The organism is Pseudarthrobacter sp. MDT3-1 (assembly GCF_054510755.1).
Map to the genome: position 1 here is coordinate 54,560 of NZ_JBTNDX010000009.1, position 26,331 is coordinate 80,890.

The 26,331-nt window shown below is 64.9% G+C and carries 22 protein-coding genes; 16 read left to right on the plus strand and 6 right to left on the minus strand.

The genetic code is table 11. The features are described from left to right. Positions 1-3 precede the first annotated feature (3 nt). Positions 4-1,302 (minus strand): serine hydroxymethyltransferase, encoded by a 1,299-nt coding sequence (gene glyA, locus ACX80X_RS08980; protein ID WP_308293008.1) that lies wholly within the window; start codon positions 1,300-1,302, stop codon positions 4-6. A gap of 257 nt (positions 1,303-1,559) precedes the next feature. On the opposite strand from glyA, the gene purU reads away from it, so the two are divergent. The 3 genes from purU to ACX80X_RS08995 all read left to right on the plus strand — a co-directional run bounded on the left by purU (position 1,560) and on the right by ACX80X_RS08995 (position 3,726). After that, entirely contained in the window at positions 1,560-2,420 is an 861-nt protein-coding gene (gene purU / locus ACX80X_RS08985; RefSeq protein ID WP_252603627.1) for a formyltetrahydrofolate deformylase, read from the plus strand. A gap of 26 nt (positions 2,421-2,446) precedes the next feature. After that, positions 2,447-3,124: a class I SAM-dependent methyltransferase gene (locus tag ACX80X_RS08990; RefSeq protein WP_252603624.1), complete on the plus strand. Its 678-nt coding sequence runs from the start codon at positions 2,447-2,449 to the stop codon at positions 3,122-3,124. A gap of 83 nt (positions 3,125-3,207) precedes the next feature. After that, positions 3,208-3,726, plus strand: coding sequence for a gamma carbonic anhydrase family protein (locus ACX80X_RS08995; RefSeq protein WP_252603621.1), 519 nt, complete (start codon positions 3,208-3,210; stop codon positions 3,724-3,726). Here ACX80X_RS08995 and ACX80X_RS09000 read toward each other — a convergent pair. After that, positions 3,723-5,417, minus strand: coding sequence for a flavin monoamine oxidase family protein (locus ACX80X_RS09000; protein ID WP_252603706.1), 1,695 nt, complete (start codon positions 5,415-5,417; stop codon positions 3,723-3,725). The genes ACX80X_RS08995 and ACX80X_RS09000 overlap by 4 nt on opposite strands. Next, positions 5,414-6,952 carry an amino acid permease gene (locus ACX80X_RS09005; protein ID WP_252603704.1) on the minus strand — a complete coding sequence of 513 codons (1,539 nt, stop codon included), beginning with the start codon at positions 6,950-6,952 and terminating at the stop codon, positions 5,414-5,416. The genes ACX80X_RS09000 and ACX80X_RS09005 overlap by 4 nt, the downstream gene beginning before the upstream one ends. Before the next feature lie 100 nt (positions 6,953-7,052). Here ACX80X_RS09005 and alr point away from each other — a divergent pair, with 100 nt between their 5' ends. Together alr and ACX80X_RS09015 are read left to right on the plus strand one after the other, a co-directional pair. After that, the gene (gene alr, locus ACX80X_RS09010; protein WP_252613074.1) at positions 7,053-8,267 is read left to right on the plus strand and encodes an alanine racemase; all 1,215 of its coding nucleotides are present in this window, start codon (positions 7,053-7,055) and stop codon (positions 8,265-8,267) included. After that, positions 8,257-9,906, plus strand: coding sequence for a PucR family transcriptional regulator (locus tag ACX80X_RS09015; RefSeq protein ID WP_459311789.1), 1,650 nt, complete (start codon positions 8,257-8,259; stop codon positions 9,904-9,906). The genes alr and ACX80X_RS09015 overlap by 11 nt, the downstream gene beginning before the upstream one ends. On the opposite strand, the gene ACX80X_RS09020 is transcribed toward ACX80X_RS09015, so the two are convergent. Then, positions 9,885-10,679 carry a carbon-nitrogen hydrolase family protein gene (locus ACX80X_RS09020; RefSeq protein WP_252603698.1) on the minus strand — a complete coding sequence of 265 codons (795 nt, stop codon included), beginning with the start codon at positions 10,677-10,679 and terminating at the stop codon, positions 9,885-9,887. The two genes, ACX80X_RS09015 and ACX80X_RS09020, sit on opposite strands and share 22 nt — an antisense overlap. 207 nt (positions 10,680-10,886) lie before the next feature. Between ACX80X_RS09020 and ACX80X_RS09025 the strand changes: the two genes are divergently transcribed. The 11 genes from ACX80X_RS09025 (at position 10,887) to ACX80X_RS09075 (ending at position 23,418) form a co-directional block, all read left to right on the plus strand. After that, positions 10,887-12,077: an ROK family transcriptional regulator gene (locus ACX80X_RS09025; protein WP_252607788.1), complete on the plus strand. Its 1,191-nt coding sequence runs from the start codon at positions 10,887-10,889 to the stop codon at positions 12,075-12,077. Positions 12,078-12,207: 130 nt separating this feature from the next. Continuing rightward, complete coding sequence (mmsA, locus tag ACX80X_RS09030; protein ID WP_252603695.1) at positions 12,208-13,764, plus strand: multiple monosaccharide ABC transporter ATP-binding protein; 1,557 nt, start codon at positions 12,208-12,210, stop codon at positions 13,762-13,764. A 45-nt stretch (positions 13,765-13,809) separates the two neighbouring features. After that, the gene (gene mmsB, locus ACX80X_RS09035) at positions 13,810-15,093 is read left to right on the plus strand and encodes a multiple monosaccharide ABC transporter permease (RefSeq protein WP_252607787.1); all 1,284 of its coding nucleotides are present in this window, start codon (positions 13,810-13,812) and stop codon (positions 15,091-15,093) included. Positions 15,094-15,143: 50 nt separating this feature from the next. Continuing rightward, positions 15,144-16,238, plus strand: a complete 1,095-nt coding sequence (locus ACX80X_RS09040; RefSeq protein WP_252603689.1) for a substrate-binding domain-containing protein — start codon at positions 15,144-15,146, stop codon at positions 16,236-16,238. A 249-nt stretch (positions 16,239-16,487) separates the two neighbouring features. Continuing rightward, positions 16,488-17,792 carry an ABC transporter permease gene (locus ACX80X_RS09045; protein ID WP_252613079.1) on the plus strand — a complete coding sequence of 435 codons (1,305 nt, stop codon included), beginning with the start codon at positions 16,488-16,490 and terminating at the stop codon, positions 17,790-17,792. 2 nt (positions 17,793-17,794) lie between these two features. Beyond that, a complete protein-coding gene (locus tag ACX80X_RS09050) occupies positions 17,795-18,484 on the plus strand; it encodes an ABC transporter ATP-binding protein (protein ID WP_252613081.1) in 690 nt (229 codons plus the stop codon). A 34-nt stretch (positions 18,485-18,518) separates the two neighbouring features. Then, positions 18,519-19,589, plus strand: coding sequence for a Gfo/Idh/MocA family protein (locus ACX80X_RS09055; RefSeq protein WP_252607785.1), 1,071 nt, complete (start codon positions 18,519-18,521; stop codon positions 19,587-19,589). Between the two features lie 380 nt (positions 19,590-19,969). Beyond that, positions 19,970-20,635, plus strand: coding sequence for a hypothetical protein (locus tag ACX80X_RS09060; protein ID WP_459311792.1), 666 nt, complete (start codon positions 19,970-19,972; stop codon positions 20,633-20,635). A gap of 123 nt (positions 20,636-20,758) precedes the next feature. Further along, complete coding sequence (locus tag ACX80X_RS09065) at positions 20,759-21,454, plus strand: LPXTG cell wall anchor domain-containing protein (RefSeq protein WP_252607783.1); 696 nt, start codon at positions 20,759-20,761, stop codon at positions 21,452-21,454. Between the two features lie 267 nt (positions 21,455-21,721). Beyond that, a complete protein-coding gene (locus ACX80X_RS09070) occupies positions 21,722-22,936 on the plus strand; it encodes a serine/threonine-protein kinase (protein WP_252607896.1) in 1,215 nt (404 codons plus the stop codon). After that, positions 22,933-23,418 carry a hypothetical protein gene (locus tag ACX80X_RS09075; RefSeq protein WP_252601170.1) on the plus strand — a complete coding sequence of 162 codons (486 nt, stop codon included), beginning with the start codon at positions 22,933-22,935 and terminating at the stop codon, positions 23,416-23,418. Before ACX80X_RS09070 ends, ACX80X_RS09075 begins: the two co-directional genes overlap by 4 nt. A gap of 120 nt (positions 23,419-23,538) precedes the next feature. On the opposite strand, the gene ACX80X_RS09080 is transcribed toward ACX80X_RS09075, so the two are convergent. Then, positions 23,539-25,758, minus strand: coding sequence for an NADP-dependent isocitrate dehydrogenase (locus ACX80X_RS09080; RefSeq protein ID WP_252613087.1), 2,220 nt, complete (start codon positions 25,756-25,758; stop codon positions 23,539-23,541). A gap of 228 nt (positions 25,759-25,986) precedes the next feature. Continuing rightward, positions 25,987-26,313: a hypothetical protein gene (locus ACX80X_RS09085; RefSeq protein WP_252601175.1), complete on the minus strand. Its 327-nt coding sequence runs from the start codon at positions 26,311-26,313 to the stop codon at positions 25,987-25,989. Positions 26,314-26,331: the final 18 nt, after the last annotated feature.

The following is a 26,331-nucleotide window of genomic DNA, read 5'->3' on the forward strand; positions in this document are numbered from 1 at the left end:
GGATTACCACTGCTCGTGCAGCGGGTACAGCGGGAAATCGGCGGCGAGCTTGTCCACGCGGGACTGCAGTGCCTCGACGTCCGTGGCGGTGCCGGCCTTCAGTGCAGTGGCGATGATCTCTGCCACCTCGGTGAACTCGGCAGCACCGAAGCCGCGGGTGGCCAGGGCCGGGGTGCCGATGCGCAGGCCGGAGGTGACCATCGGCGGGCGGGGGTCGAACGGAACCGCATTGCGGTTCACGGTGATGCCCACGGAGTGCAGGAGGTCCTCGGCCTGCTGGCCGTCGAGCTGGGAGTCGCGCAGGTCCACCAGGACCAGGTGCACGTCGGTGCCGCCGGTGAGGACGGAGACGCCGGCGTCGGCGACGTCGGACTGGTTGAGGCGGTCGGCGATGATCCGGGCGCCTTCCAGGACGCGTTCCTGGCGTTCCTTGAATTCCTCGGTGGCGGCGATCTTGAAGGCCACGGCCTTGGCCGCAATGACGTGCATGAGCGGGCCGCCCTGCTGGCCCGGGAAGACGTTGGAGTTGATCTTCTTGGCCCACTCCTTCTTGGCCAGGATCACGCCGGAGCGGGGGCCGGCGAGGGTCTTGTGCACGGTGGAGGTGACGACGTCGGAGTACGGAACCGGGCTCGGGTGCAGCCCCGCAGCCACCAGTCCGGCGAAGTGTGCCATGTCGGTCCAGAGCAGCGCGCCCACTTCATCGGCGATGGAGCGGAAGGCCGCGAAGTCCAGGTGGCGCGGGTAGGCGGACCAGCCGGCGATGATGACCTGGGGCTTCTCGGCGATGGCCTGCTCGCGCAGCTTGTCCATGTCAACGCGGAAGTTGTCCGGCTCCACCTGGTAGGCAGCCACGTTGTAGAGCTTGCCGGAGAAGTTCAGCTTCATGCCGTGGGTCAGGTGGCCGCCGTGGGCCAAGGACAGGCCCAGGATCTTGTCACCGGGAGCGATCATGGCGGACAGTGCTGCGGCGTTGGCCTGGGCACCGGAGTGCGGCTGGACGTTGGCGTACTCGGCACCGAACAGTGCCTTGACGCGGTCGATGGCCAACTGCTCTGCGATATCCACATATTCGCAGCCGCCGTAGTAACGGCGGCCCGGGTAGCCTTCGGCATACTTGTTGGTCAGGACCGAGCCCTGGGCTTCCATCACAGCGCGCGGGGCAAAGTTTTCGGAGGCGATCATTTCCAGGGTGCCGCGCTGGCGGCCAAGTTCCTGGCTGAGGACTGCTGCGATTTCGGGGTCAAGCTCGGCCAGCGACTGGTTGCTGACGGCGGCTGTTGTGGTGGCGGTAGTAGTCACGAAAAACTCCTGGCTAGGGATACGGGCACTGCTAAGGTCAGGCTACCGGCTGGCGCACATCACCGCCCCTTGATGACAGGGCGTGAAAGCGAACCGCACCCTCAGAGGGTGCAGTTCCGGTAAGACATGACCCTCGGCCCAGGCGTACGATCCGTGGTCTTCGTGATTGCCACTCCCTGGTGGTTAGCCACCCAACGCCAGTTGCGACCCCACCAGACTACCAAACGCGGGCGGGCCGCGCGGGTAGGCTTGTAGTCGTGACTGAAGAGCAGCTGAACCGAGCTTACGTATTGACATTGTCCTGCCCGGACCGCCCCGGAATTGTCCACGCCGTGGCCGGAGCGCTGCTGGTGGCGGGCTGTAATATTTTGGACTCGCAGCAGTATGGCAGCCCCGCAACCGGCAACTTCTTTATGCGGGTGGAAGCGACGACGACGGCCTCCCGGGCCGAGGTCCAGGCCGCCCTTGAGCCGGTGGTCCACTCCTTCGGCATGCAGTGGAGCCTCAACCCCGTGGGCCAGAAGGTGCGCACGCTCCTGATGGCCAGCACGTCCGCGCACTGCCTCAACGACATCCTGTTCCAGCAGCGCTCCGGCACCCTGCCCATCGAGATCCCGGCCATCGTCTCCAACCACCGTGACCTCGCCGGGCTGGCCGAGTTCTACGGCATCCCGTTCCACCACATCCCGGTCACCCCGGACACCAAGGCCCAGTCCGAGGACAAGCTGCGCGCCCTCATGGCCGAGCACGATATCGAACTGACCGTCCTGGCCCGCTACATGCAGATCATTTCGGATGACCTGTGCGCGGAGCTCACCGGCAAGGCCATCAATATCCACCACTCGTTCCTGCCGTCCTTCAAGGGCGCCAAGCCCTACCACCAGGCTCATGCCCGCGGCGTGAAGCTGATCGGCGCCACTGCCCACTACGTCACGGCCGCGCTGGACGAGGGCCCCATCATCGAGCAGGAAGTCATCCGCGTGGACCACGCCCGCACTCCGGAGCAGTTCGTGCAGATGGGCCGGGACGTGGAGGGCCGCACCCTGACGCAGGCCGTCCAATGGCATGCAGAACACCGGGTGCTGCTGGACGGCAACCGGACAGTGGTCTTTAACTAGGCAGTCTCTTATCTAGGTCGTGGTCCATGGACGCAGTTGAGAATGCAGTGGAGGAACCCGGCCGCGAACAGCGCCTCGCCGAGTTCTATAACCGCCGCGCGGCGTCCGGCACGGAACATCCGCTTGCGCCCCAGCGGGTAGAACAGCGTGAGCGGTTCATCTCGCTGCTCAAGGCCGAGGGCCGGCACAACGTCCTGGAGATCGGCTCCGGCATGGGGCTCGACGGCCTGGAGTTCGTCCGGGCCGGCATCCATTACACCGGCGTTGACCTCTCCGAGGAGCACGTCCGCAGGTCCCGGACGAAGGGCCTGGACGTCTCCGTGGCCAGCGCCCGGCAGCTGCCCTTCCCGGACGGGACCTTCCCGGCCCTCTGGACCATGAGCACGCTGCTACACGTCCCTGCCACCGATATCGACGGCGTCCTGCGCGAACTGGTGCGCGTCACGGCACGCGGCGCGCCCATCGCCGTCGGCCTCTGGTCCGGTGAGGATGAAGAGGTCCTGAACCCCGAGGACGACGTAGAACCCCGGTTCTTCAGCCGGCGCAGCGACGCGACGGTGCGGCAGGTCTTTGGCCGGCACGGTGCCATCGAGGACTTTGTCACCTGGCCGGAAGGCAACGGCGAGGAATCCGGCCCGGGCGCCGGGAACTGGACACAGCACTACCAGTTCCTGATCCTCCGCACCCCCGCCTCTCCCAACTGAGTAGCGCTATCTGTCGTTATGAGGGCTCATAACAACAGATAGCGCTACTCAGTTGGGGTGGGCGGATGTCCTAGGCTTGGCCCATGGCTCCTCTTCACACTTTCGCCGGGAACACCCCGGCCGTCCACGAATCCGCCTTCATCGCCCCGACGGCGTCGATCATCGGCAAGGCCACGCTCGCTGAGGATTCAAGCGCCTTCTATGGTGTGTCGGTCCGGGCCGACACAGCGGCCATCAGCGTCGGCGCCGGCAGCAACCTGCAGGACAACGTGGTGCTGCACGCCGATCCGGGCTTCCCCTGCACAGTCGGGGCCGGGGTCAGTGTGGGACATGCCGCCGTCGTCCATGGCTGCACTGTAGAGGACGACTGCCTGATCGGCATGGGCGCCACTGTGCTTAACGGCGCGGTGATCGGCACCGGCTCGCTCGTGGCAGCCGGCGCCGTTGTCCTGGAAGGGACTATTGTGCCGCCCCGCTCGCTGGTTGCCGGCGTCCCGGCGAAGGTACGGCGGGAACTCACCGATGAGGAGTTCGACGGCGTGAAGCAGAACGCCGTGCGCTACGTCGAGCTGGCGCGCGCGCACCGGGAGCTGCACGGCTAGTCGAGGCTGATGGGCCCGATGGCGTCCAGGAGTTCGCCCGGACCGGGGTTGCCCGGCGCCGACGTCCCGCCCAGGTGTTTCACCACACCCCACACCGCGTTCAGGCCGGTGGTTACGGCGCCTTCGGCCCAGCCCGCCGTGAAGGACACATCATCACCGGCAAGGAAGATCCCGCGCTGGGATTCGGGCAGCTTGTCCTGCTTGAAGTGCGTGAAGAGGCGCTGCTGGTAGCGGTAGTGCCCCGGCAGGTTCGCTTTGAAGGCACCCATGAAGTTGGGGTCCGCTTCCCAGGAAACGGTGATCGGCTGGCCCACGATGTGGCTGGCGATGTCCACGCCCGGGTAAATCTGCTCGAGCGAGTGCAGCATCAGCTCAACGCGTTCGTCGGCGTCCAGCGCCAGCCATTTGAGCGCGTCATCGTTCCACGTGTAGGACAGCAGGATCACGGCGGGCTTGTCCGGGCCGTCATCCAGGAGGTAGGTGGCCCTGTTCAACCGGTCCGTGAGGGTCATGGACAGGACCTCACGGCCGGTGTCCCGATCGATGTCCTTCCAGAACGGCCGGTCCACCATCACAAACGTCTTGGATGACTGCATGTAGTGCGAACGCTCGATCGCAGTCCACAGTTCGGCCGGGAACAGTGCCTCCTCGGTGTGGATGCGCGTGGACAGCAGCCAGGACTGGCACGTGGTGACCACGGCGGGGTAGCTGGCTTCGCGGCCCCAGCGCTCCCGGATCCGGAGGTCGCCGTCGGCATCGCGGCTGATCTTGTCCACGGCGCCGCGGGGCGTGCCGGAGTGGAGCGACGCCAGGGATGTTCCGTCCGGCCAGTGGGCCATGCCCGACGGCGCGTGCTGCCACAGTGCCTCGGGCAGCCGTTGGGCTCCCCCGCTGATGAGCCGGTGCTGGTCATCGGCGTCGGTGTAGACCACGCGGAGGATTTCCAGGATGGAGTTGGGGAAGTCGGTGTCCCAGCCGCCTGTGCCGAAGCCCACCTGGCCAAAGGCCTCCCGGTGGGCAAAGCCGGCTTCCTTGAATGACTCGCTCCCGGCGATGAACCCATAGAAGGTCTGCTCGTCCATGAGCGGCAGCAGCTCATTCCAGAGCTCCTTGATCCGGCCCGTGTCCCGGGCCCGGATGGCCTCCTGCATTTCGACGAACCTCGCGCCGTCGTTCACCGCGGCCTTCCAGGCATCGGCCACCTCGCGGAAGAACGGCGGCAGGTCCTGGGCGGTCTCGGCGTAGTACTTCTGGCCGGCCAGTTCGATCACGGTGCTGGACGTGACGGGTGCCAGCGGGTTGGGGAAATCCTGGGTGTCCAGCCCTAGCAGGTCCACGTAGTGGTAGAAAGCCCTGCCCGACACGGGGAACCGCATGCCGCCCAGATCGGCCACCACGCCGGGAGCGGACGGAAAACCGGCCGTCCGCAGGCGGCCGCCGATCTGGTCCGCTTCATAGATGACAGGGCGCAGGCCCAGCTTCATCAGTTCGTAGGCCGTGACGAGGCCCGAAAGGCCCGCCCCTACAACTGCCACCTCGGTGCCGTACAGCTCCGGCGGAACCGCGCCGAGCCCTGCCGGATGGGCGAGGTAGTGGTCGTAGCTGAACGGAAAATCGGGGTTCAGCATGGTGATGGGGCCAGCCTGGGTGCTGGATGGGTCAGAGGCCGGGAGTTCGGTGGCGACGGTCATGAAAGCTCTGCCTTTGTTTGTTCGGGGGTGGACAGCGTTGAAGATTCCGGCCTGCTCAGCTCACGGTATTCCTCGTGGCTCATGGAAGCCACCCTTGAATTGCGCCGGCCATAGCCGAAGTACGCCGCGATACCCACCATCATCCAGATGCCGAAGGTCACCCAGGTGTCGGCGCCCAGGTTGGCCATGAGGTAGGCGCACATGAGCGCTCCGAGGATGGGCGTGAGCGGAAATAGCGGGACCCGGAAGGTCCGCTTGAGTTCAGGCCGCACACGGCGCAGGTAGATGACGGCAACGTTCACCAGCGCGAAGGCGAAGAGGGTGCCTATGCTCGTGGCGTCAGCCAGGGCGCCGAGTGGAACCAGGCCGGCCGTGACTGCCACGAGGAGGCCCACGATCAGGGTGCCGGCAACCGGTGTGCCGGTCCTCGCGGAGACCCGGCCGAAGATTTTTGGAATGAGTCCGTCGCGGGCCATGGAGAGAAGAATGCGGGTCTGTCCGTAAAGGACAGTCAGCACGATGCTGGCGATGGCAAGGACCGCGCCGACGGCGAAGACCAGGGCGATCCACGGCTGTCCGGTGGTTTCCTCAAGGATCTTCACGAGTGCTGCTTCATTACCGTCGAACCAGCCCCAGGGACGGGCGCCGACGGCGGCGACGGCAACCAGGACATAGATGGTGGTGACGATCAGCATGGAGAGCATGATGGCCCGCGGCAAGTCGCGCTTGGGATTGCGGGCTTCCTCACCGGCCGTGGACGCCGCGTCGAAGCCGATGTAGGAGAAGAAGACGCTGGACGCGGCGGCTGAGACACCAGCAGCGCCCATGGGCAGGAGAGGCTCGAAGTTGCCGGCGCTGAAGGCGGTGAAAGCCACGGCGCAGAAGAAGATCAGGATTCCCACCTTGACCACCACGATGGCGGTGTTAATCCAGGCGCTTTCCTTGGCGCCGCGAACCAGCAGGATCATGGCGAGCAGAACGATGACCATCGCCGGGACGTTCACCACTCCGCCGTCTCCGGGTGGCTGGGAGATTGCGTCGGGCAGGAACTGGCCGAAGACCGCCAGGGACTCGTTCACGTACTGGCCGGCCCCAACTGCCACCGCCGCGACCGAGACTGCGTATTCGAGCACGAGGCACCAGCCACAGATCCAGGCCATGCCCTCGCCCAAAGTGGCGTAGCTGTAGGAATAGCTGGAACCTGCCACCGGAACCAGGCCGGCCATTTCGGCGTAGGACACCGCGGACAGCAGGGCGGCGAGTCCAGCGATGGCAAAGGAGATCCAGATGGCCGGCCCGGCCAGCGGAACCGATTCGCCCAGGATCACCAGAATTCCGGTTCCCAGGGTCGCGCCGACGCTGATCATGGTCAACTGGAAAACGCCGAAGCTGCGGATCAGGCGGGTGCCGCCATGGCCTGTTTCGGCTTCATTGACCATCTGTCCGATCGGCTTGCGGCGCAGCAGCTGCGCGGCCAGGCCGGGCCTGCCGGCAGGCGGTGCCGGCCGGCGTTCTGTGTAGGTGGGCACAGTCATCGTTGACGTCCGTTCGTGAGTAGTTGTCGTTTCCCCTCGCCCAGCTTAGGCATGTGAGCCACCTCTCATGAGTGTGCAAAATGACCTATAGTGTTCTGGCATGAGACGTAATGCACAACAGACCAGCACGCCTTCGGCAGTGCTTTCCGGCCGGGTCAGCGTTGATCTGGCCGCGATTTCCGATAATGTCCGCGCCCTCCGGAAACTCACTCCCGCACCGCACTTCATGGCGGTGGTGAAAGGCAACGCCTATGGCCACGGGCTTGTCGAGGTGGCGCAGGCTGCCCTGTCTGCCGGCGCTGACTGGCTCGGAACGGCACAGCTCACGGAGGCTCTTGCGCTACGCCGCGCAGGCATCACGGCGCCGGTGCTGTCCTGGCTGTACCTCGCCACAGCGTCCAGCGAGATCATTCGCGAAGCTGTGGAAAACGACGTCGACATGTCCTTGGGCAGCCCCGCCCAACTCGACGTTGTGGCCGGCATCGCCCGCACGCTCGGAAGGCCGGCCGCGGTCCACCTTGAGCTGGACAGCGGGTTGAGTCGCGGCGGCGCCCGCGCGGAAGACTGGGTTAACCTTGTGGCCGCTGCACGCAACGCCGAGCTCGAGGGGACCCTCACTGTCCGGGGCATCTGGACCCACCTGGCCTGGGCCGACGTACCGGCCCACCCCGGGAACGCCGCAGCGGTGGACGCCTTCGGGGAAGCCGTACGGCAGGCCAGGGAAGGCGGCCTGGAACCGGAGCTGAGGCATGTGTCCAGCTCTGCCAACATCCTGGACCGCCCTGAGTTTGCCTTCGACATGGTGCGGGCCGGGCTGGCCATTTATGGCCTGGCGCCCGCCGACCATCTTGACCCCGCGGATTTCGGGCTGCGCCCGGCCCTGACTGTCACGGCTCCCGTTGTGCTCGTGAAGAAGGTTCCGGCCGGCACCGGCGTGAGCTACGAACACCAGGCCATCACCCACGAGGCAAGGTATCTGGGGCTGATCCCCCTCGGCTATGCGGACGGCATCCCGAAAGGCATCTCAGGGCGCAGCATTGTCCAACTGGGCGGCAGGCGGGTGCCCGTGATCGGCAAGGTGTGCATGGACCAGTTCATGGTGGACCTCGGCCTGGAAGCCTGCGGAGTTTCCGTCGGCGACACGGCCGTGCTGTTCGGCGATCCGGACACCGGTGCGGCGAGCGCGGACGAATGGGGCTCGGCCATCGGCAGCCACGGCGACGAAATCATCAACCGGATAGCGCCGCGGCTGCCCAGGGCCTACGAGTGCCCCGACTACCAGGATCCTGAAGTCAGCGTGCCGCATGTCGCCTGAAGCTGCCGCGGGAGCGGGCACCAGAGCCGTAACGGGAAGAGGGACCGGCGCCGAGCCGATCAGCGCTGTCACGTTGGAGCAGTTCCTGGAAAAGTTGCCGCCGGAGTTAACGATCCTGCACGACGGCGGCAACGGTTCCGGCCTGCTGCGCTGGGTAGAGCCCAGCGAGCTGGAGGACCCCACGCCGTACCTGCTCGACGGTGAGTTCCTCCTCACGGCGGGTCTGCCGTTTGTGGGCGAGGCAGGCAACCAGGTCCGGGTCGACGCGTACGTGCGGCGTCTGGTGGGAGCCGGGGTGGGGGCCCTGGGCTTCGGGCTGGAACCCTACTTCGACGCAGCGCCGGAGGCACTGGTGAAGGCCTGCGTCCGGCATAACCTGACTCTGGTTCAGGTACCAAGCACTGTGCCGTTCGCTGCCATCGGGCTGGAATTTTCGCAGCTGCTCGAATCGGATAACGCCAAAGCCTTCAGGCAGCTGGCGGACATCAACCGGCAGCTGATGCGCGCAGTCCTCTCCGCCCGCCCCGAGCATGAACTCCTGGCCGCACTGGCCCAGCGGGTTCCCGTGTGGGCGGTGCTGGTCGGCGCGGACGGAAGGGTCCGCGCCCGGGCGGGCACCGGCGTCGAACTTCCCGCCCTGCAGCAGATCCTCGACCGGCTGCTCAGCGGCAGCGGCCCCCGGGTGGAAATGGAATCCTTCGACATTCCCGGCTCTGCCCTGGTGTTCGGGCATCCGCTGCGCAGCACGCGGGACGCCACCCTCGGCGCTTTGATCCTCGGGACGGACAGGGCGCTGACCCCGGCGCAGAACAGTGTGGTGTCCTCGGTAGTGGGGCTGCTGGAACTGCTGGTGCGACAACGCACCAGCGGCTCGCTCGCCCCCAGCCAGCTGGCAACGGCGCTGCTGCTGCATCCGGAGAGCCTGGCCGCCGGCTCAACCCGGCAGCTGAACGTCCTCAGGGACCTCCTGGCGCAAAGCGTTTCCGGAACCCGGTCCGGTGCCCTCCGGGTGGTTCAGGGCGTGCGGGCGGACGCGTCGGCGCCCGCGCCGGCCGATGGCCCTGTCAGGGAACTGCTGCAGTGGCGCAGGCTGTTCGACACGAAGATGGTGGAACTGACGGACTACGGGTTTGCCGCCGTCACCCGGCTCAAGGTGGACGACACGCTGCTGCATGAGGTGGAGGAGCTGGGCTGGCGCCTGGTGGTGGGCGATCCGACGGAAATGGCCGGACTTCCTGCCGCGTACCAGCGTGCGGCGTCGCTGCGGCCCCGCGTCCAGGCCAGCGGACAAAGTGTGCGCGTGGATGACGTCACGTGGTCGGTCACGGGGCTCTTGGGCCGCAGCGCCGGCACCATGCTTGCCGCCCGGTTGCTGGAACCGATCCTGGCGCAGGAGCCTGACCGAATCAGCTCCCAACTCAGTGTCCTGAAGTCGTGGCTGGGCGAAAACGGCAACTGGGATGCCACTGCCAAAGTCCTGGGGATGCACCGGAACAGCGTGCGGCGCCAGATCAATGCACTGGCCGAGCTGCTGGCCATGGACCTTGGTTCCGCCCACGTGCGGGCGGAGCTGTGGATTGCCCTGCAGTATGTGGACGGCCTGGAGGACCGGATGGTTCAGATGCCCCAGGACCGGTAGAGCTCCGGGCGGCGTTCCCGGAGATAGGGCATCACGTCACGGGTAATCCGGGCGGCGTCCGGATCCACCTCGGCGAACAGGAGTTCGGCCCCCGGTCCCGCCGTGGCCAGCAGCGAACCATCCGGTCCGGCAATGACACTGCCGCCGAGGAATTCGCAGCCGTCCTCGGTTCCTGAGTGGTTGGCATAGGCGATGGTCAGCTGGCTTTCCAGCGCGCGGGCCCGGAGCAGCACTTGGGGAACCGCCTCGAAGCCGTGCGCCAGAGCGGTCGGCACCAGGAGCAGCTCTGCCCCGCCCAGCGCGGCGGCCCTGACCGATTCCGGAAATTCCACGTCGTAGCAGATCACCATTGAGGTCCGGAATCCGTTGAAATCGACGACGGCGGGACCCGCCTCCGCGGGGCTGAACGCCGCGCGTTCGTCATCGCCAAAGAGGTGCACTTTTGCGTAGGTGAGAAGCTCACCCCCCGTGGCGTCCACGAGCGTGGAGGTGATGTGCCAGCTGCCCCCGTCTGTGACTGACGGCAGGCTGTAGACCAGTCCGATCCCGTGGCGCCGCGCGATCCCTTCCAGCGCCTCCCGGATGGCGGGAAGCCCGGCAGGGTCCAGCTCCGCGCGGAGCCGCAGCGGCGCGTAGCCCACGGGAAACAGCTCCGGGGTGACCAGGACTGCTGCGCCCTCCCCGGCGGCCGCCCGGGCAGCCGCATCCAGGGCGGCACAGTTTGCATCCACATCGAGTACGCGGGCGTTTGCCTGCATCAGGGCCAGCAGCACCGTTTCCACCTCACATGATCGGGACGGCCACAGGAAGTATGCGTCCGCTTTTTCCAGCCTAGCCACCGGGCCTGAACGGCATCCGGGGCCAATTGCACCGGCCGAAGCCACAGGAGGGACGGATCGTCCTATCTTTTTTTCTCATCCGGCAGACTCCTTGCGTTAACTTCTTGACTGCAACCGTCAATGTAGGGCAGTCTTCTTTTCATGTCCGCCACACCGCGCTCGACGAGGAGCAAGCCAAAAAATCCGGGATCCCAGTCAGCCCTCCGGCAACTGAACCAGCAACGGATCATCGAGACCCTCATGAGCGGCCCGTCCACCCAGGCCGAGCTTGCGCGCCAGACCGGCCTCTCCACCGCCACGGTGTCCAACATCGTCAAAATCATGCAGGACGCGGGCCTGGCGTCAACCGAGCCGATCACCAGTTCCGGCCGCAGGGCACTCAACGTAAGACTAAACAGCAACGGCGCGGTGGCAGTGGGAATCGATTTCGGCCGGCGGCATCTCCGAGTGGTCCTGGCATCCCTGAGCTACCACGTGATCGCCGAGGAATCCGTCCTGCTGTCGCTCGGCCACCAGGCCGAGGAAGGCATCCGGGCAGCCGTCGGACTACTGGACAAACTGCTGCAGCAAAGCGGCGTGGACCGGACCCTGGTGGTGGGCGCCGGCGTCGGAATTCCCGGCCCCATCGACCGCCGGACCGGCACCGTGGCGCAGGGCGCTATCCTCCCCGAATGGGTGGGCATCAACATCCTCCAGCATCTGGAGGAAAAGCTCAATATCCCCGTATTCGTTGACAACGACGCCAATCTTGGCGCTTGGTCCGAGGTCACTTGGGGGCCGCATTCGGGCGTGAGCAACCTGATGTTCCTCAAGATCGGATCGGGCATCGGCGCGGGCCTGATCCTCAACGGCGCGCCGTACTACGGCAACGTCGGCATTACGGGCGAAATCGGCCATGCAACGATCCACGAGCACGGGCTGGTGTGCCGCTGCGGTAACCGTGGCTGTCTGGAGACCATCGCCTCCACTACCACCATGATGGAGCTGCTGGGCCGCGGCGAAGACCCGCCCCTGACGCCGGCGGACATCGTGCGCAAAGCCCTGGCGCGCGACTCCGCCACGCTCAGGGTGGTGGATGATGCAGGCCTGGCAGTGGGACGCGCCCTGGGCAATGTGGCCAATCTGATCAACCCTGAAGTGATCGTGGTGGGCGGTCCCCTCGCGGGGCTGGGCGACCTGCTGCTCGACCCCATTCGGAGGGGGCTTATCCGGCATGCAGTGCCGGTGATCGGCGAGACCACCAAGCTGACGATGTCCTCACTTGGGGACCGCGCGGAGGCCCTGGGGGCTGCCGCGTTGGTGTTCCAGCATGCCGGGATCCGGCGAACGTAGCCGTTTTGTTATCCGGCAATTGCGTTAAAGACTTGACGACAACGGGTGTGATCCAGTTTACTTTTTCATCAGACGCCCCTGCGCTTTGCGGGGCGGACAAAGAAGTCATGCATTGGAGGCGTAAGGGCAAATGACGTCCCAGACCACGCACACTGACCCGGTCATCCTGGAGATGCGTTCCATCACCAAGGAATTTCCCGGCGTCAAGGCATTGTCGGAAGTGAGCCTCCGGGTCAAAGCCGGCGAGATTCACGCTATCTGCGGCGAAAACGGCGCCGGCAAATCCACGCTGATGAAGGTGCTTTCGGGCGTCTACCCGTACGGCAGCTACGACGGCGACATCGTATACCAGACCGAGGTCCAGCAGTTCAAGGACATCCGCGCCAGCGAGCACGCCGGCATTGTGATCATCCACCAGGAGCTGGCCCTGATCCCGGAACTGTCCATCATGGAGAACATCTTCCTGGGCAACGAACCGACCAAACGCGGCGTCATCAACTGGGCGGAGGCCCGGCAGCGGTCCACGGAGCTGCTGGCCCGGGTGGGACTCAGGGAAGACCCGGACACCCCCATCAAGGAGATCGGCGTCGGCAAGCAGCAGCTCGTGGAGATCGCCAAGGCCCTGAACAAGTCAGTCAAGATCCTCATTCTGGACGAGCCGACCGCGGCGCTGAACGAATCCGATTCCCAGCACCTCCTGGACCTGATGCTGGGCCTCAAGGCCAAAGGCATCACCTCGATCATCATTTCCCACAAGCTCAACGAGATCGAGCAGATCGCCGATTCCATCACCATCATCCGGGACGGCAAGTCGATCGAAACGCTCGACGTCAAGGCCGACGGCGTCGACGAGGACCGCATCATCAAGGGCATGGTGGGCCGGGCCCTGGAGTCCCGCTTCCCCGACCACACCCCCAAGATCGGCGAAGTGTTCTTCGAAGTGAAGGACTGGTCCGTTGGCCACCCCGCCATCCAGGACAGGCTGGTCTGCAAGAGCTCAAACTTCTTTGTGCGGCGCGGCGAGATTGTGGGATTCGCCGGGCTGATGGGTGCCGGCCGTACCGAACTGGCCCGCTCCGTCTTCGGCCGCTCCTATGGCCGGTTCATCAACGGCCATGTATATAAGGACGGCAAGGAAGTTGTCCTCAAAAACGTCCGGCAGGCGATTGACGCCGGACTGGGTTATGTGACCGAGGACCGAAAGTCCCTGGGCCTGAACCTGCTCGATGACATCAAGGCCACCACCGTTTCAGCGAACCTCAAGAAGATCAGCCGAAACAGCGTGGTGGACACTGCCAAGGAATTCGAAGTTGCCGAGCAGTACCGCAAGGCGCTGCGTACCAAGACGCCCTCTGTGGAGGAAGGCGTCGCCAAGCTGTCGGGCGGCAACCAGCAGAAGGTGGTTCTGGCGAAGTGGATGTTCACGGACCCGGACCTCCTCATTCTGGATGAACCGACGCGTGGCATCGATGTGGGCGCCAAGTACGAGATCTACGGCATCATCCAGCAACTGGCCAACCAGGGCAAAGGCGTGGTGGTCATCTCATCCGAGCTGCCCGAGCTGCTGGGTCTTTCCGACCGCATCTACACCATCTTCGAGGGCGCCATCACCGGGGTCCTGAATAAGGAGGAAGCGAGCCAGGAAAGCCTGATGAAACTCATGACCTCCGCCCGTAAGGCCGCCTGACCCTCTGGAATCCTCCAGATCCTTCCAGATACAAGGACTGAAACAATGAACGCGCTCAAGAAGCTGTTTGGCGGCAATACCCGCCAATTCGGGATGATCTTCGCCCTGGTCGCACTGATCGTCTTTTTCCAGATCACCACAGAGGGCCGCACTCTCACTCCGGGCAATGTCATCAACCTCTTCAATGGCAACTCGTACATCCTCATCCTCGCCATCGGCATGGTGCTGGTCATCATCGCCGGTCACATCGACCTCTCCGTAGGATCCGTGGCCGCGTTTGTGGGCGTGACAGTGGCCCTGGCCATCCGCGACTGGGGTATCCCCTGGTACGCCGGCGTGCTGCTGGGCCTGCTCCTGGGTGCCCTGATCGGTGCGTGGCAAGGACTTTGGACGGCGTACGTAGGGATCCCCGCCTTCATCGTCACCTTGGCCGGCATGCTCCTGTTCCGTGGCTTCAACCAGTTCGTGGGCAAGTCCAACACCATCCCGGTACCCAATGACTTCCAGTACCTGGGTTCCGGCTACCTTCCTGAGGTTGGGCCCAGCACCGGCTACAACAACCTCACCCTGCTGATCGGCCTCGCTGCAGTCGCCTTTGTGATCTTCAGCGAAATCCGCCGCCGCCGGACCGCGAAGGTGCTGGGCGCCGAAGTGGCAGAGACCTGGGTGGTCGTCCTGAAGCTTGTCCTGGTCTGCGCGGCCATCCTGTACGCCACGTACCTCTTCGCCACCGGCCGTCCGGGCACGTCCTTCCCCATCCCCGGCCTGATCCTCGCCGTCCTGGTCCTGATTTACGGCTTCGTCTCTTCCAAGACCGTGGTGGGTCGCCACATTTACGCCGTGGGCGGCAACCGGCATGCAGCCGAACTCTCCGGCGTCCAGTCCAAGAAGGTCAACTTCCTGGTCATGATGAACATGTCCATCCTGGCTGGCCTCGCGGGCATGATCTTCGTGGGGCGCTCCACCGCTTCGGGCCCGTTCGACGGCGTCGGCTGGGAACTGGATGCCATCGCCGCAGTCTTCATCGGCGGCGCGGCCGTGACGGGCGGCGTGGGCACCGTGATCGGTTCCATCATCGGTGGCCTGGTCATGGCAGTCCTGAACAACGGCTTGCAGCTCCTCGGCGTCGGCGCCGACCTCACCCAAATCATTAAGGGCCTGGTCCTGCTGATCGCAGTGGCGTTCGACGTCTACAACAAGTCTCAGGGCAAGCGGTCCATCATCGGACTGATGATGAACAACTTCAACCGCCCAACCGGCGGGCCCGGCACACCCCTGCAGCCCGACGAAACCACCTCCACCAAGGAAACGATCGCCAGGGAAGCCTGAGCGATGCAGGTTCCGGAACCAATACCCTCAAAGAGAAAGTGGACCAAGAAATGCGAATGATTGGTAAAGCAGGAAAGGCAGCAGCGATAGCTGCAATCGCAGCACTGGCGATGACGGCCTGCGGACGGGCCGAACCCGGCACCACCAGCACCACCGGAGCCGGCGGCTTCGAGCAGAACTCCTCCATCGGCGTCGCGCTTCCCCAGAAGACCAGCGAAAACTGGGTGCTGGCGGAGAAGCTGTTCAACGATGGGCTCTCCGGCGCCGGCTTCAAGCCGGACGTGCAGTTCGCCAACGGCGGCGTCTCCGAGCAGCAGAACCAGATCAGCGCCATGATCACCAAGGGCGCCAAGGTCATCATTGTCGGTGCCATCGACGGTGCCCAGCTGGGTACACAGCTGAAGCAGGCGAAGGACTCCGGCGCGACGATCATTGCTTATGACCGGCTCCTGCTCAACACGGAGAACGTGGACTACTACGTGGCCTACGACAACTTCAAGGTGGGCGTGCTGCAGGGCCAGGCGCTGCTGGACGGCATGAAGGCCAAGAAGCCGACCGGCCCCTACAACGTCGAGCTCTTCGCCGGGTCGCCGGATGATGCCAACGCGAAGGTCTTCTTCGACGGGGCCATGAGCATCCTGAAGCCCAAGATCGACGACGGAACGCTCAAAGTTGTCTCCGGCCAGACCACCTTCGAACAGGCAGTCACCCAGGGCTGGAAGGCAGAGAACGCCCAGCGCCGCGCCGACACCCTGCTGACCGGCTCCTACGGGACCGCTGCCCTGGACGGTGTCCTCTCACCGAACGACACTTTGGCCCGCGCTGTCCTGACTTCTGTCAAGGCCGCCGGTAAGCCGCTGCCCATCATCACCGGCCAGGACTCGGAAGTTGAATCCGTCAAGTCCATCCTTGCCGGCGAGCAGTACTCCACCATCAACAAGGACACCCGCAAGCTCGTTGAGCACGCAATCGTGATGGTCAAGGATCTCCAGGCAGGCAAGACGCCTGAGATCAACGACGACAAGTCCTACAACAACACGGTGAAGACCGTACCCGCTTTCCTGCTGCCGCCGGTCATCGTGACCGCCGCCAACGTGAAGACGGCCTACGTGGACGATCCGGTACTGGGCCCGCTGACCAAGTAACGCGGTCTAAGTAACGCGGTCCGCCGGTCACCACCGGTTTACATAGAATGCCCCGGCTCCCCCACAGGGAGCCGGGGCATTCCGCATTCCAACGCTCTCTCACTTAATGCACGCTTTTCACTAGCGCTCTCTCACTGCCCGCCGCCTTTCACAGCCCAAACACAGCTTCGGCCGCCTTCCTGCACAGGCCCCGAAGCGAGGGTAGGAGCAGATGCCGGCCTTCCGCCGGCCCCAGATCCTAGGAGTATAGTGAGCGTCCTTGCCCGGAGTGTTGGCAATGCCTTCAGAAACAAGGTCCGAACAGCCGCGGTGGTGGCACTCCTGGCCGTCGCGATCGGACTTGCACTGGCCATGCTGGTGGCCAACCAGGCCGTCGGAGCCAAAGTCCAGGAGCTGAACGCGTCCGTCGGGACCGTCCTGACCGTCAACCCGGCCGGCGGCCAGTGCGGTCCCGCCGGACAGAACGCCACCACGTTGACCACCAGCCTTACCGCAGCCATCGACGCTGGCACCCTCGGTGGACGGAACCAGCCCGCAAACGGCACCACCGGAACCACCACCGCGCAGCCGGTACGCTCCCTCCCGATCACTGCAACCGGAATCGGCGGCGAAGTGGACACCATCGGCAAGAGCCTGACCATCACCGAAGGCACCGGGCTCGGCGACTACACGGCTGAATCCGCCAACGCCCTCCTGGGAACCACTCTGGCCGAGAAGAACAACCTGACCATCGGCTCCACGTTCACCATCAACGGGCAGACGTTCACTGTGGCCGGCCTCTTCGACTCCGGCACTACGTTCGGCAACAACGCCCTTTACCTGACCCTCCCCACGGCCCAGACCGTCGCGGAACTGCCGGGCGAGCTGTCCTCGATGATTGTCACGGTGGACGGCATGGAAAACCTCGAGGCCGCCAAGGCCGCGCTTGAGTCCGCCCTCGGCACCGACAAAGCCGACGTCACGCAGGGCCAGAACCTGGAGTCGGCGGTCAGCTCGCTCGGCAGCGTCAAGAACATCTCCTTCATCGCCTTCGTAGCTGCCCTGGGCACCGCCGGACTGATCATCCTGCTGATCATGGTCATGCTGGTCCGCGAACGCCGCCGGGAAATCGGTGTTCTGAAGGCGATCGGAGCACCCAACCGCACCATCGGCCTGCAGTTCGTGCTGGAGGCACTGGTCCTCGTGGCCATGGGCAGCGCGGTGGGCGCCGCCGTCGCCTCCTTTGCCAGCGGCGGCATCGCTTCCGCGCTGATCAGCACCAACACCACCACGACGGCGGCCACCACCACCGGTCGCGGGGCCGCCATGGCCGGCGCTGCAGGCGGCGCCGGAATGCCGGGCGGCGGTGCTGGCTTCCCCGGCGGCGCTGGCCTTCCCTCCGGGAACCCCCTTGGTGGCGCTTCCCAGCTGCTGACATCGGTCACCGCCAGCGCCTCCCCCGGCGTCATCGCCGCCGGCATCGCAGCGGTGTTCGGCGTGGCCATCATCGGCGCGCTGGTCCCTGCACTGCTCACGGCACGCATCCGTCCCATCGAAGTCCTGCGAGGAGAATAGCCATGATTGAAGTCAAGAACCTGGTCCGCACTTTCAACTCCGGTGACCACACCATCAAGCCGGTCAACGACGTCAGTTTTGTTCTGGAGCAGGGCACGCTGGCGTCCATTGTCGGCAAGAGCGGCAGCGGCAAGAGCACACTGTTGTCCCTCCTGGGTGCGTTGGACAAACCGACCAGCGGAGACGTCGTCGTCAACGGCGTGAGCCTGGCCGGGATGCCGGACGGCAAGCTGACCGAGTACCGGCGCCGGGATATCGGGTTCGTTTTCCAGCAGTTCAACCTGATCCCGAATCTTTCGGCGATGGACAACGTCATGCTGCCCATGGAGTTCGCGGGCGTGCGCAGGACCGAGCGTCGGCAGCGGGCAACGGACCTTCTGGAGCAGGTGCAGCTGGACCCGGAGAAGCAGGTGCGCCGCATCAACCGGCTGTCCGGCGGCGAGCAGCAGCGCGTGGCGATTGCCCGGGCGCTGGCCAACGAACCCAAGCTGATCCTCGCTGACGAGCCCACCGGCAACCTGGACGAGCAGACCGGTGACCACATCATCGAACTGCTCAGCTCGCTCAGGCGTGACCACAACACCACCATCCTTGTGGTCACCCACGACAAGGCGTTGGCCAACAAGACGGACCGCCGCTTCAGGCTCCAGCAGGGCAGACTGACGGAAGAACCGGCGCGCGCCTTGGTCTGACGCCCGCACTGGTCTGAATGAGAGGATGGGCACCATGAGCGCGCCCATTGCCACACCGTGGCTGTCCACCCAGTCCGACCCGGATCCCCGGTCTGCCACCGGAAGACGCCTGCGGTGGGGCGTCATAGCCACCGGCGGGATCGCGCGGTCAGTGTCGCAGGACCTGGCACTGCTCCCAGACGCCGAGCTCTATGCCGTCAGTTCCCGCTCACCGGGCACTGCGGAGAGTTTCGCGGCGGACTACGGTTTCGCCAAGGCCTACGGGGACGACGACGGCGTGCCCGGCTACCAGCGGCTGCTCGCCGATGACTCGGTGGACGTTGTCTACGTCGCAACACCGCACGCCCAGCACCACCAGATTGTGCTCGCTGCGCTTAATGCGGGCAAGCACGTCCTGTGCGAAAAGGCGTTCACCATCAACGGCAGGGAAGCGAGCGAACTCGTCGCGCTTGCCCGGGAACGGAAGCTCTTCCTCATGGAGGCAGTGTGGTCCCGCTTCCTCCCGGGCATGCAGCGGGCGTTCGAGATTGCCGCGTCCGGGGAGCTCGGGGACGTGCACTGGGTGACCGCTGACCTGGGTTTTCCCGCACCGTATTCCCCTACGTCCAGGCTGTGGGCCAGGCAGGACGGTGGCGGTGCCCTCCTGGACATCTCGGTCTACCCCCTGCTGTGGGCAGTGGGAACGCTGGGGTTCCCGCAGACCGTCAGTGCCACCGGCTTCATTAATGACGACGGCGTGGACGCCCAGAATGCGCTGACGCTCGGCTACAACCATGGTGCCCAGGCCCAGCTGACGTCCTCGCTCCTGGCGTACGGTCCGCGGACTGCCACCGTGGCCGGCAGCCTGGGCTACCTCCAGAGTGTCGGTTCCATCAACAATCCGCGGGAGTTGGTGATCGGCGTCGGACGGGAGGGCCTGCGCACGGAGGCGTTCGACGTCGTCGGCATCGGCTATACCTACGAACTGCGCGAGGTGACCCGCTGCATCCAACAGGGCCTGACCGAGAGCCCGGTCATGCCGCTGGAGGATTCCATCAAAACCATGCGGCTCTTTGACGGAGTGCGCGGGCAGCTGGGCGTCAGCTACCCGAACGATGCCCACTGATCGTTATGGCCTATGATTTTTTTGTAACAGGCTTGACAATCATCTTTCGGTTATCGATGACTGAGTGACAAATTAGTAAGCTTGCTGGATTTATTTTCAGTTTCCCTAGACTTCCTGCACGCGAGAGTCTTACGCTGATGAAATCGTAGGTCTCAACGATGCTGGGGGTGGTACGCATGGCTAAATTCCGTTCGCCATGGCGTGCGCTCCGGCCGCTTCTCCTCGCAGGTGCAGTGACTGCCACTTGGCTGACACTTTCCGCTTCAGCCGCAACAGCTGACTCCTCGAGAGATTCAGGATCCCTTCTGGGCGGCCTCTCTTCATCGGCCGCGTCCCCGGCTCCTTCTCCCAACGGACTCCTGCAGCCCGTTGTGGGAAGCGTGGCGGGCACAGCGGACCACCTGATAGCCCCATTACCCGTAGTGAACAGCGTGGTTCCGGCTGGCACCGTCACTTCCGTGGCCGTCCCGGTTGCCGGAGTGGTCGATACGGCTGCCGATGACCTGATCGAGACCGTCGCTCCGCCACTCGCCGAAGCGGTCCCCGTTCTTGAACCCGCGCTGCAGCCCCTGGTCGATCTGGTGGATGCAACCGTGGCGGCCGTGCCGGTCACGCTGCCCGACCTGATCGTTGACGGGATTGCCGTCGCCGGTGAGGCCTCCACCAGCACGGATGCCGCCGCGGGACCAACTGCAGGTGCTGAGCACAGCGCCGATGATGCGCCGGGCCGCTCCACCAACACTGCAGACCACTTTCGGGCCGCCACTGGCACGTCGTCCGCGCTGGCTAAGACCAGCGCACGAACGCTCCCGGCTGCGCCCGGAATTACGTGGACAGTCGACCCGTCCATGCCTCCGGCTCCAGCCCCGGCAGGACCTGCATCGGGGGCAGGGGGTGGCGCCTCGCCATCCGGCCCCTCAGGCTCTGCTGCCTGGCTGAATGAGTTCGGTTTTTACCTGCCGCTCCCGGGATCCTTCCCGGTCAGCGGATCACCTCAGCATGTCCCTTCGCCGGTGTCATTCGACCCCGGTTCCTCTCCTGACTAGTTGAGCCCCCTGCCCTTCATGGGCAGAACACGGCCTCAAGGCGCTGAACAGCGCCCCAAATCAACTCTTCAGGAGACATCACCATGAATTGCAACCTTCGTAGGGGGCTGCTTAGCACCCTCTTTGCCCGGCGGGCTACTAGCCTTCGGCGCCACCGCGGCCAGCGCCGCGGACACAACCAGCGGACCGGACCTCACGGCCTCCGCACTGGTCTCAGCGGCGACGTCCGCAGATTCGACGTCGTTGGGCCTGCTGGGTGGCTCAACGCAGTCGGACACTGCTGACGTCGCCGCTGTGGTCGACGTCAACCTCGGTCTCGGCGGCACCGACGGGAGCGGAACCACCGCCGACGTTGCCGCAGCAGCCGACATAAACCTCGGCCTGGGCACGTCCGGCGTTCTTGACGGCTCGAATGTTGTTATTGATGCATGCGTCATCTTCGGCGGCGGCGATGGCTGTGGAACCCCAGGTACTGAAACCCCCGGTACGGAAATGCCCGGTACGGACACAACGGACCCAGGAACCGGCACGACGGGTGACACGGACACAACGGACCCAGGAACCGGAACCACCGGCACCACCGATCCGGGAACCGGAACGACCGGCACCACGGGAGGTGGCACGACCGGTATCACTGTTGTTCCCGCCGGCACCACCACCGGTTCGGTATCTTCCGCAGCAAACACCATGGGCAACACCTCAGGCCAAGGCGGCACGGCCGCCCTAGCCAAGACGGGCATGGATGCTTCACTGATCCCTCTAGTCGTCATCCTGCTGCTTGCCGGACTGCTGATGCTCAAGCGGCGTCGGAAGGCCTAGCGGCCTCCGCACTCAGCGGACTGCGACGGCTAAGACCGTCAACGCACCGGCTCCGCCGTTCGGGGCCTAGCCAACTGTTCGGATAGGAGGTGGCAACCAGAGAGCTCAACTACCAGCACTTGTCCTTGTGACCGGAGGTCCGGCTGAGAAAGTCCCAATCACTTCTTAGCCGGGCCGCCGGCGTGCCGGCAGACGGCTTAAGGGATGCCCTGCCAGCCGGTATTATTGAGCAGGAATAGTGCCGCAGCGCACCGGGAGGAACTGGTCATGGTGGCGGATTCGCCTAGCTCCATTAAGAATGAAGTGCTCGGCGAACGCTATCGGCTGGCGGACGTAATCGGCCGCGGCGGCATGTCATCCGTCTACCGCGCCCGGGACGAAAACCTCGGCAGGGATGTCGCTCTGAAGCTCTTCGCCCCACAGGCACCGGATGCCAATGAGCTCAGGCGCCAGGAAGCCGAAATCCAACTGCTGGCAACGCTCAACCATCCCAGCCTGGTCACGCTGTTCGATGCAGGCATCGATACCCGTGTCCTGGACGAACCTCGGCCGTTCCTGACCATGGAGCTCGTGGAGGGCCAGGACCTCCGCAGCCGGATCAGGCACAGTGCAGTTCCCTTGGACGAGCTTGCAGTCATCGGGGCAGGCGTAGCTGACGCGCTGGCCTACGTGCACAGCCTGGGCATCATCCACCGCGACATCAAGCCCGGGAACATCTTGCTCGTGAAGATCCGTCCGGGCGAACCTTTACGACCAAAACTCACGGATTTTGGCATCGCCAGGATGGCGGATTCAGCCCGGCTGACCGCCACGGGAACCATGGTGGGGACGGCCGCATATCTCAGTCCGGAGCAGGCCATGGGTTCTCCCCTGTCGCCCGCCACGGATATCTACTCGCTGGGTCTGGTACTGCTGGAATGCGTCAAGCAAACCGTTGAGTTCCCGGGCAGCGCCGTGGAATCCGCAGTGGCCAGGTTGCACCGGGCACCCGAGATCCCCGCTGACCTTCCGGCGGAGTGGGCTGATCTGATCCGTTCAATGACTGCCATCGAACCGCTGGAACGTCCCGTGGCGTCCGATGTTGAATCCGCTCTGCGTCAGGCCCTGGTGTCACCCGTGTCCGCACCGGGCGAGCTCGCGGCGGAGACAACCCGTGTACTCCCGGCCATGCCGTTCAGGCCGCCGTCCATCGCCATCACCGCGGAATCAGATCTGCCTGTAGTCCGGTCCAGCAAGGGCCAGTTGGACATCACCCGCGGTCCTGACGCGCGGGGCTGGGTCCCGGACTTGTCTCGTCTCCGCCACGCCGGAAGGCGGTTCTGGACGGTCACCGCACTGGGCATGCTCGCCGCTGGAGCAGCCGCGGCGGCGCTGACCTTGGGCCTGGCACCTCAGCCAACGCCCGACGTCGTTCCTTACCCCGCCGTCACCGGCACCTTGGGCGACCACCTCAAGGAACTTCAGGAGAGCGTGGAACCATGAGCCCTGCACCGAAGCACCGCGGGCGTTCGGCCACTGCCAAATGCCTGACAGCTGCAGCAGCATTTCTGCTCGCCGGTTCACTGGCAGCGTGCGGTCCGGCTGAGGCCAGCCTTCAACGTGATGCCGCCCGCCAACTCCAGGAACGAGTCCTCGGCGTCACCCAGGCCTCAGCGAATAATGACCCCGCTGGCGGATTGGCAGCTTTGGATAGCCTCGAGGCCGACCTCGCGTCCGCTGCGCGGACCGGGCAGGTTTCCGAGGAACGCCGGCGCAGCATCACGACGGCCGCCACTGCCGTCCGGGCAGACCTGACGGCGGCCAAGGCCGTAGCCGACGCCGCAGCAGCGAAGGCTGCGGAGGACGCGGCCGCAGCGCAAAGGCAGGCGGACGCCGATGCGGCCCAAAAAGCAGCCACCGCGCCGGTAGCTCCCGCGCCCACAGACGACAAGGGAAATAGAGGCAAAGGCAAGGACGACGACTGACGGGCAGACGGACGGCCCGTTGTGTATTAACTCACCCGTGCTTCATCCGCTCCCGTCGGCCATACGAGAAAGGCGGCGTCCCGGTTTCCCGGGGCGCCGCCTCCTAACGTTCGTTTCCGCTTAGTTCAGCGTCGCAATGACATTGTTCAGCGTGGCGGACGGACGCATCACGGCCGAGGCCTTGGCCTCGTCCGGACGGTAGTAACCGCCGACGTCCACCGCTGAGCCCTGCACCGCGGCCAGCTCGCCCACGATAGTGTCCTCGTTGGCGGAAAGCTCCTTGGCCACAGCCGCGAACGATGCCGCCAGCTCCGCATCCTCGGTCTGCTTGGCCAGTTCCTCAGCCCAGTAGCGGGCGAGGAAGTAGTGGCTGCCACGGTTGTCCAGTTCGCCCGCGCGGCGGCTCGGGGACTTGTTTTCCAGCAGGAAAGTTCCCGTCGCCTTGTCCAGGGTGTCTGCCAGGACCTGCGCGCGGGCGTTGTTCGTGGTGGTGGCCAGGTGCTCGAAGCTGACGGCCAGAGCGAGGAATTCGCCCAGGCTGTCCCAGCGCAGGTGGTTTTCGTTAAGCAGCTGCTGGACGTGTTTGGGGGCAGATCCGCCGGCGCCGGTCTCGAAGAGTCCGCCGCCGTTCATCAGCGGAACCACAGAAAGCATCTTGGCACTGGTGCCCAGTTCCAGGATGGGGAACAGGTCCGTGAGGTAGTCGCGGAGCACGTTGCCGGAGACGGAGATGGTGTCCTCGCCCTTGCGGATGCGTTCCAGGGTGAAGGCCGTTGCCTTCTCCGGGGACATGATTTCGATCTGGAGGCCCTCGGTGTCGTGGTCCTTGAGGTACTCGCGCACCTTGGCGATGAGGTTGCGGTCGTGGGCGCGGGTCTCGTCCAGCCAGAAGACGGCGGGCGTCTTGGAAGCGCGGGCGCGGGTGACGGCGAGCTTGACCCAGTCGCGGATGGGGGCGTCCTTGGCCTGGCAGGCGCGCCAGATGTCACCGGGAGCAACTTCGTGTTCGATCAGCACGGCGCCGGAACCGTCAACGATCTGTACCGTGCCGGCTTCCTGGATCTCGAACGTCTTGTCGTGGCTGCCGTATTCCTCGGCGGCCTGGGCCATGAGGCCTACGTTCGGGACTGTGCCCATGGTGGTGGGGTCGAAGGCGCCATGGGCGCGGCAGTCGTCCAAAACAACCTGGTAGATGCCGGCGTAGGAGCTGTCCGGAAGGACCGCCAGAGTGTCGGCTTCCTTGCCGTCCGGGCCCCACATGTGGCCGGAGGAACGGATCATGGCGGGCATGGATGCGTCCACGATGATGTCGGAGGGCACATTGAGGCTGGTGATGCCCTTGTCCGAGTCCACCATGGCCAGTGCCGGGCCGTCGTCGAGGCCCTTCTGGATCAGTGCCTTCACGCCTTCACGGACGTCCTCCGGCAGCTCCTCGAGGCCGCTCAGGATGGCGGCCAGGCCGTTGTTGGGGCTCAGGCCGGCGGCCTTGAGCTGCTTGCCGTAGGTCTCGAACAGTTCGGAGAAGTAGGCCTTCACCACGTGGCCGAAGATGATGGGGTCCGAGACCTTCATCATGGTGGCCTTCAGGTGCGCTGAGAACAGGACGCCCTCTTCCTTGGCGCGGACTACCTGGGCTGCCAGGAACTCGTCCAGTGCTGCGGCGCGCATAACAGTGCCGTCGATGACTTCGCCGGCCAGCACGGGGAAGGCCTTCTTCAGGACCTTGACCGAGCCGTCTTCGCGGACTAGCTGGATGGCGATGGTGCCGTCGGACTCGATGACCACGGACTTCTCGTTCGCGCGGAAGTCGTCAGCCGTCATGTATGCAACGTTGGTCTTCGAATCCGCGGACCAGGCACCCATGGAGTGCGGGTTCTGGCGGGCGTAGTTCTTGACGGACAGCGGTGCACGGCGGTCCGAGTTTCCCTCGCGCAGGACCGGGTTCACAGCGGAGCCCTTGATCTTGTCGTAGCGGGAGCGGACGGCCGTTTCCTCGTCCGAGGAGGGGTTGTCCGGGTAATCCGGCAGGTTGTAGCCCTGGCCCTGAAGCTCGGCGACGGCGGCCTTCAGCTGCGGGATGGAAGCGCTGATGTTGGGCAGTTTGATGATGTTGGCTTCCGGCGTCTTTGCCAGCTCACCCAGTTCAGCAAGGGCGTCGCCGATCTGCTGTTCCGGGGTGAGGTAGTCACCGAACACGGAGATGATGCGGCCTGCGAGCGAAATGTCACGGGTCTCCACCTCCACACCTGCGGTCGAAGCAAATGCTTCGATGATCGGCAAGAACGAATACGTAGCCAGCATCGGCGCTTCGTCGGTGTGGGTATAGATAATCTTGGACATGCGCGGGCGTCTCCCTGGAGGTCGGCTGATTTTTTGGAAATTTTGTTCTATTTCACCACCCCCTAACTTACCTGAGGACACGGCTTTGAACCGTACCGGGGCGGCCGGACGGTCCCGCATTACAGCGGATTGGGGCATGCAATAACGCCCGACGGCGGTGCGCACCCGGGGCGGCCAGCCGCCGTAGCGCTTTACCTCCGGGAGCCACCGGCGCAGGTAAGGATCCGGTCAGCGCCGCTTGTGGGGAATATCACTGGGCCAGAGCTGCACGTATTTGGTGTCCTGACGGCGCAGCTCCTCCGTCGCCGTAAACGAATGGATAGGGTCGACGTCGCGCAATTGCACGGCTGCGGCGTAGGCCTCAATTTCCGGCGAAGCGCCCTGGGCGCTCCCTTCGGCTGCAAAATGCCGGCCATGTACGGCCGACTTCTTGGCGGACTTCCAGAAAGCAATCACGATGGGGCCCCAATTCGCATAGAGTCCGGAGCCCAGATCGGACGTGCCACTGTATAGGAGAAAAATACCCTTCGGCAACGGTTTTGACCAGAGCGGCACACTAGTTCCAGCGAATCC

Bases quoted from the DNA above. Each gene is read 5' to 3' on its own strand.
- ACX80X_RS08990 (WP_252603624.1), top strand. From the start codon at position 2,447: ATGGACGCAGTTGAGAATGCAGTGGAGGAACCCGGCCGCGAACAGCGC.
- ACX80X_RS08995 (WP_252603621.1), top strand. From the start codon at position 3,208: ATGGCTCCTCTTCACACTTTCGCCGGGAACACCCCGGCCGTCCACGAA.
- ACX80X_RS09000 (WP_252603706.1), bottom strand. From the start codon at position 5,417: ATGACCGTCGCCACCGAACTCCCGGCCTCTGACCCATCCAGCACCCAG.
- ACX80X_RS09005 (WP_252603704.1), bottom strand. From the start codon at position 6,952: ATGACTGTGCCCACCTACACAGAACGCCGGCCGGCACCGCCTGCCGGC.
- alr (WP_252613074.1), top strand. From the start codon at position 7,053: ATGAGACGTAATGCACAACAGACCAGCACGCCTTCGGCAGTGCTTTCC.
- ACX80X_RS09015 (WP_459311789.1), top strand. From the start codon at position 8,257: ATGTCGCCTGAAGCTGCCGCGGGAGCGGGCACCAGAGCCGTAACGGGA.
- ACX80X_RS09025 (WP_252607788.1), top strand. From the start codon at position 10,887: ATGTCCGCCACACCGCGCTCGACGAGGAGCAAGCCAAAAAATCCGGGA.
- mmsA (WP_252603695.1), top strand. From the start codon at position 12,208: ATGACGTCCCAGACCACGCACACTGACCCGGTCATCCTGGAGATGCGT.
- mmsB (WP_252607787.1), top strand. From the start codon at position 13,810: ATGAACGCGCTCAAGAAGCTGTTTGGCGGCAATACCCGCCAATTCGGG.
- ACX80X_RS09040 (WP_252603689.1), top strand. From the start codon at position 15,144: ATGCGAATGATTGGTAAAGCAGGAAAGGCAGCAGCGATAGCTGCAATC.
- ACX80X_RS09050 (WP_252613081.1), top strand. From the start codon at position 17,795: ATGATTGAAGTCAAGAACCTGGTCCGCACTTTCAACTCCGGTGACCAC.
- ACX80X_RS09055 (WP_252607785.1), top strand. From the start codon at position 18,519: ATGAGCGCGCCCATTGCCACACCGTGGCTGTCCACCCAGTCCGACCCG.
- ACX80X_RS09070 (WP_252607896.1), top strand. From the start codon at position 21,722: ATGGTGGCGGATTCGCCTAGCTCCATTAAGAATGAAGTGCTCGGCGAA.
- ACX80X_RS09075 (WP_252601170.1), top strand. From the start codon at position 22,933: ATGAGCCCTGCACCGAAGCACCGCGGGCGTTCGGCCACTGCCAAATGC.
- ACX80X_RS09080 (WP_252613087.1), bottom strand. From the start codon at position 25,758: ATGTCCAAGATTATCTATACCCACACCGACGAAGCGCCGATGCTGGCT.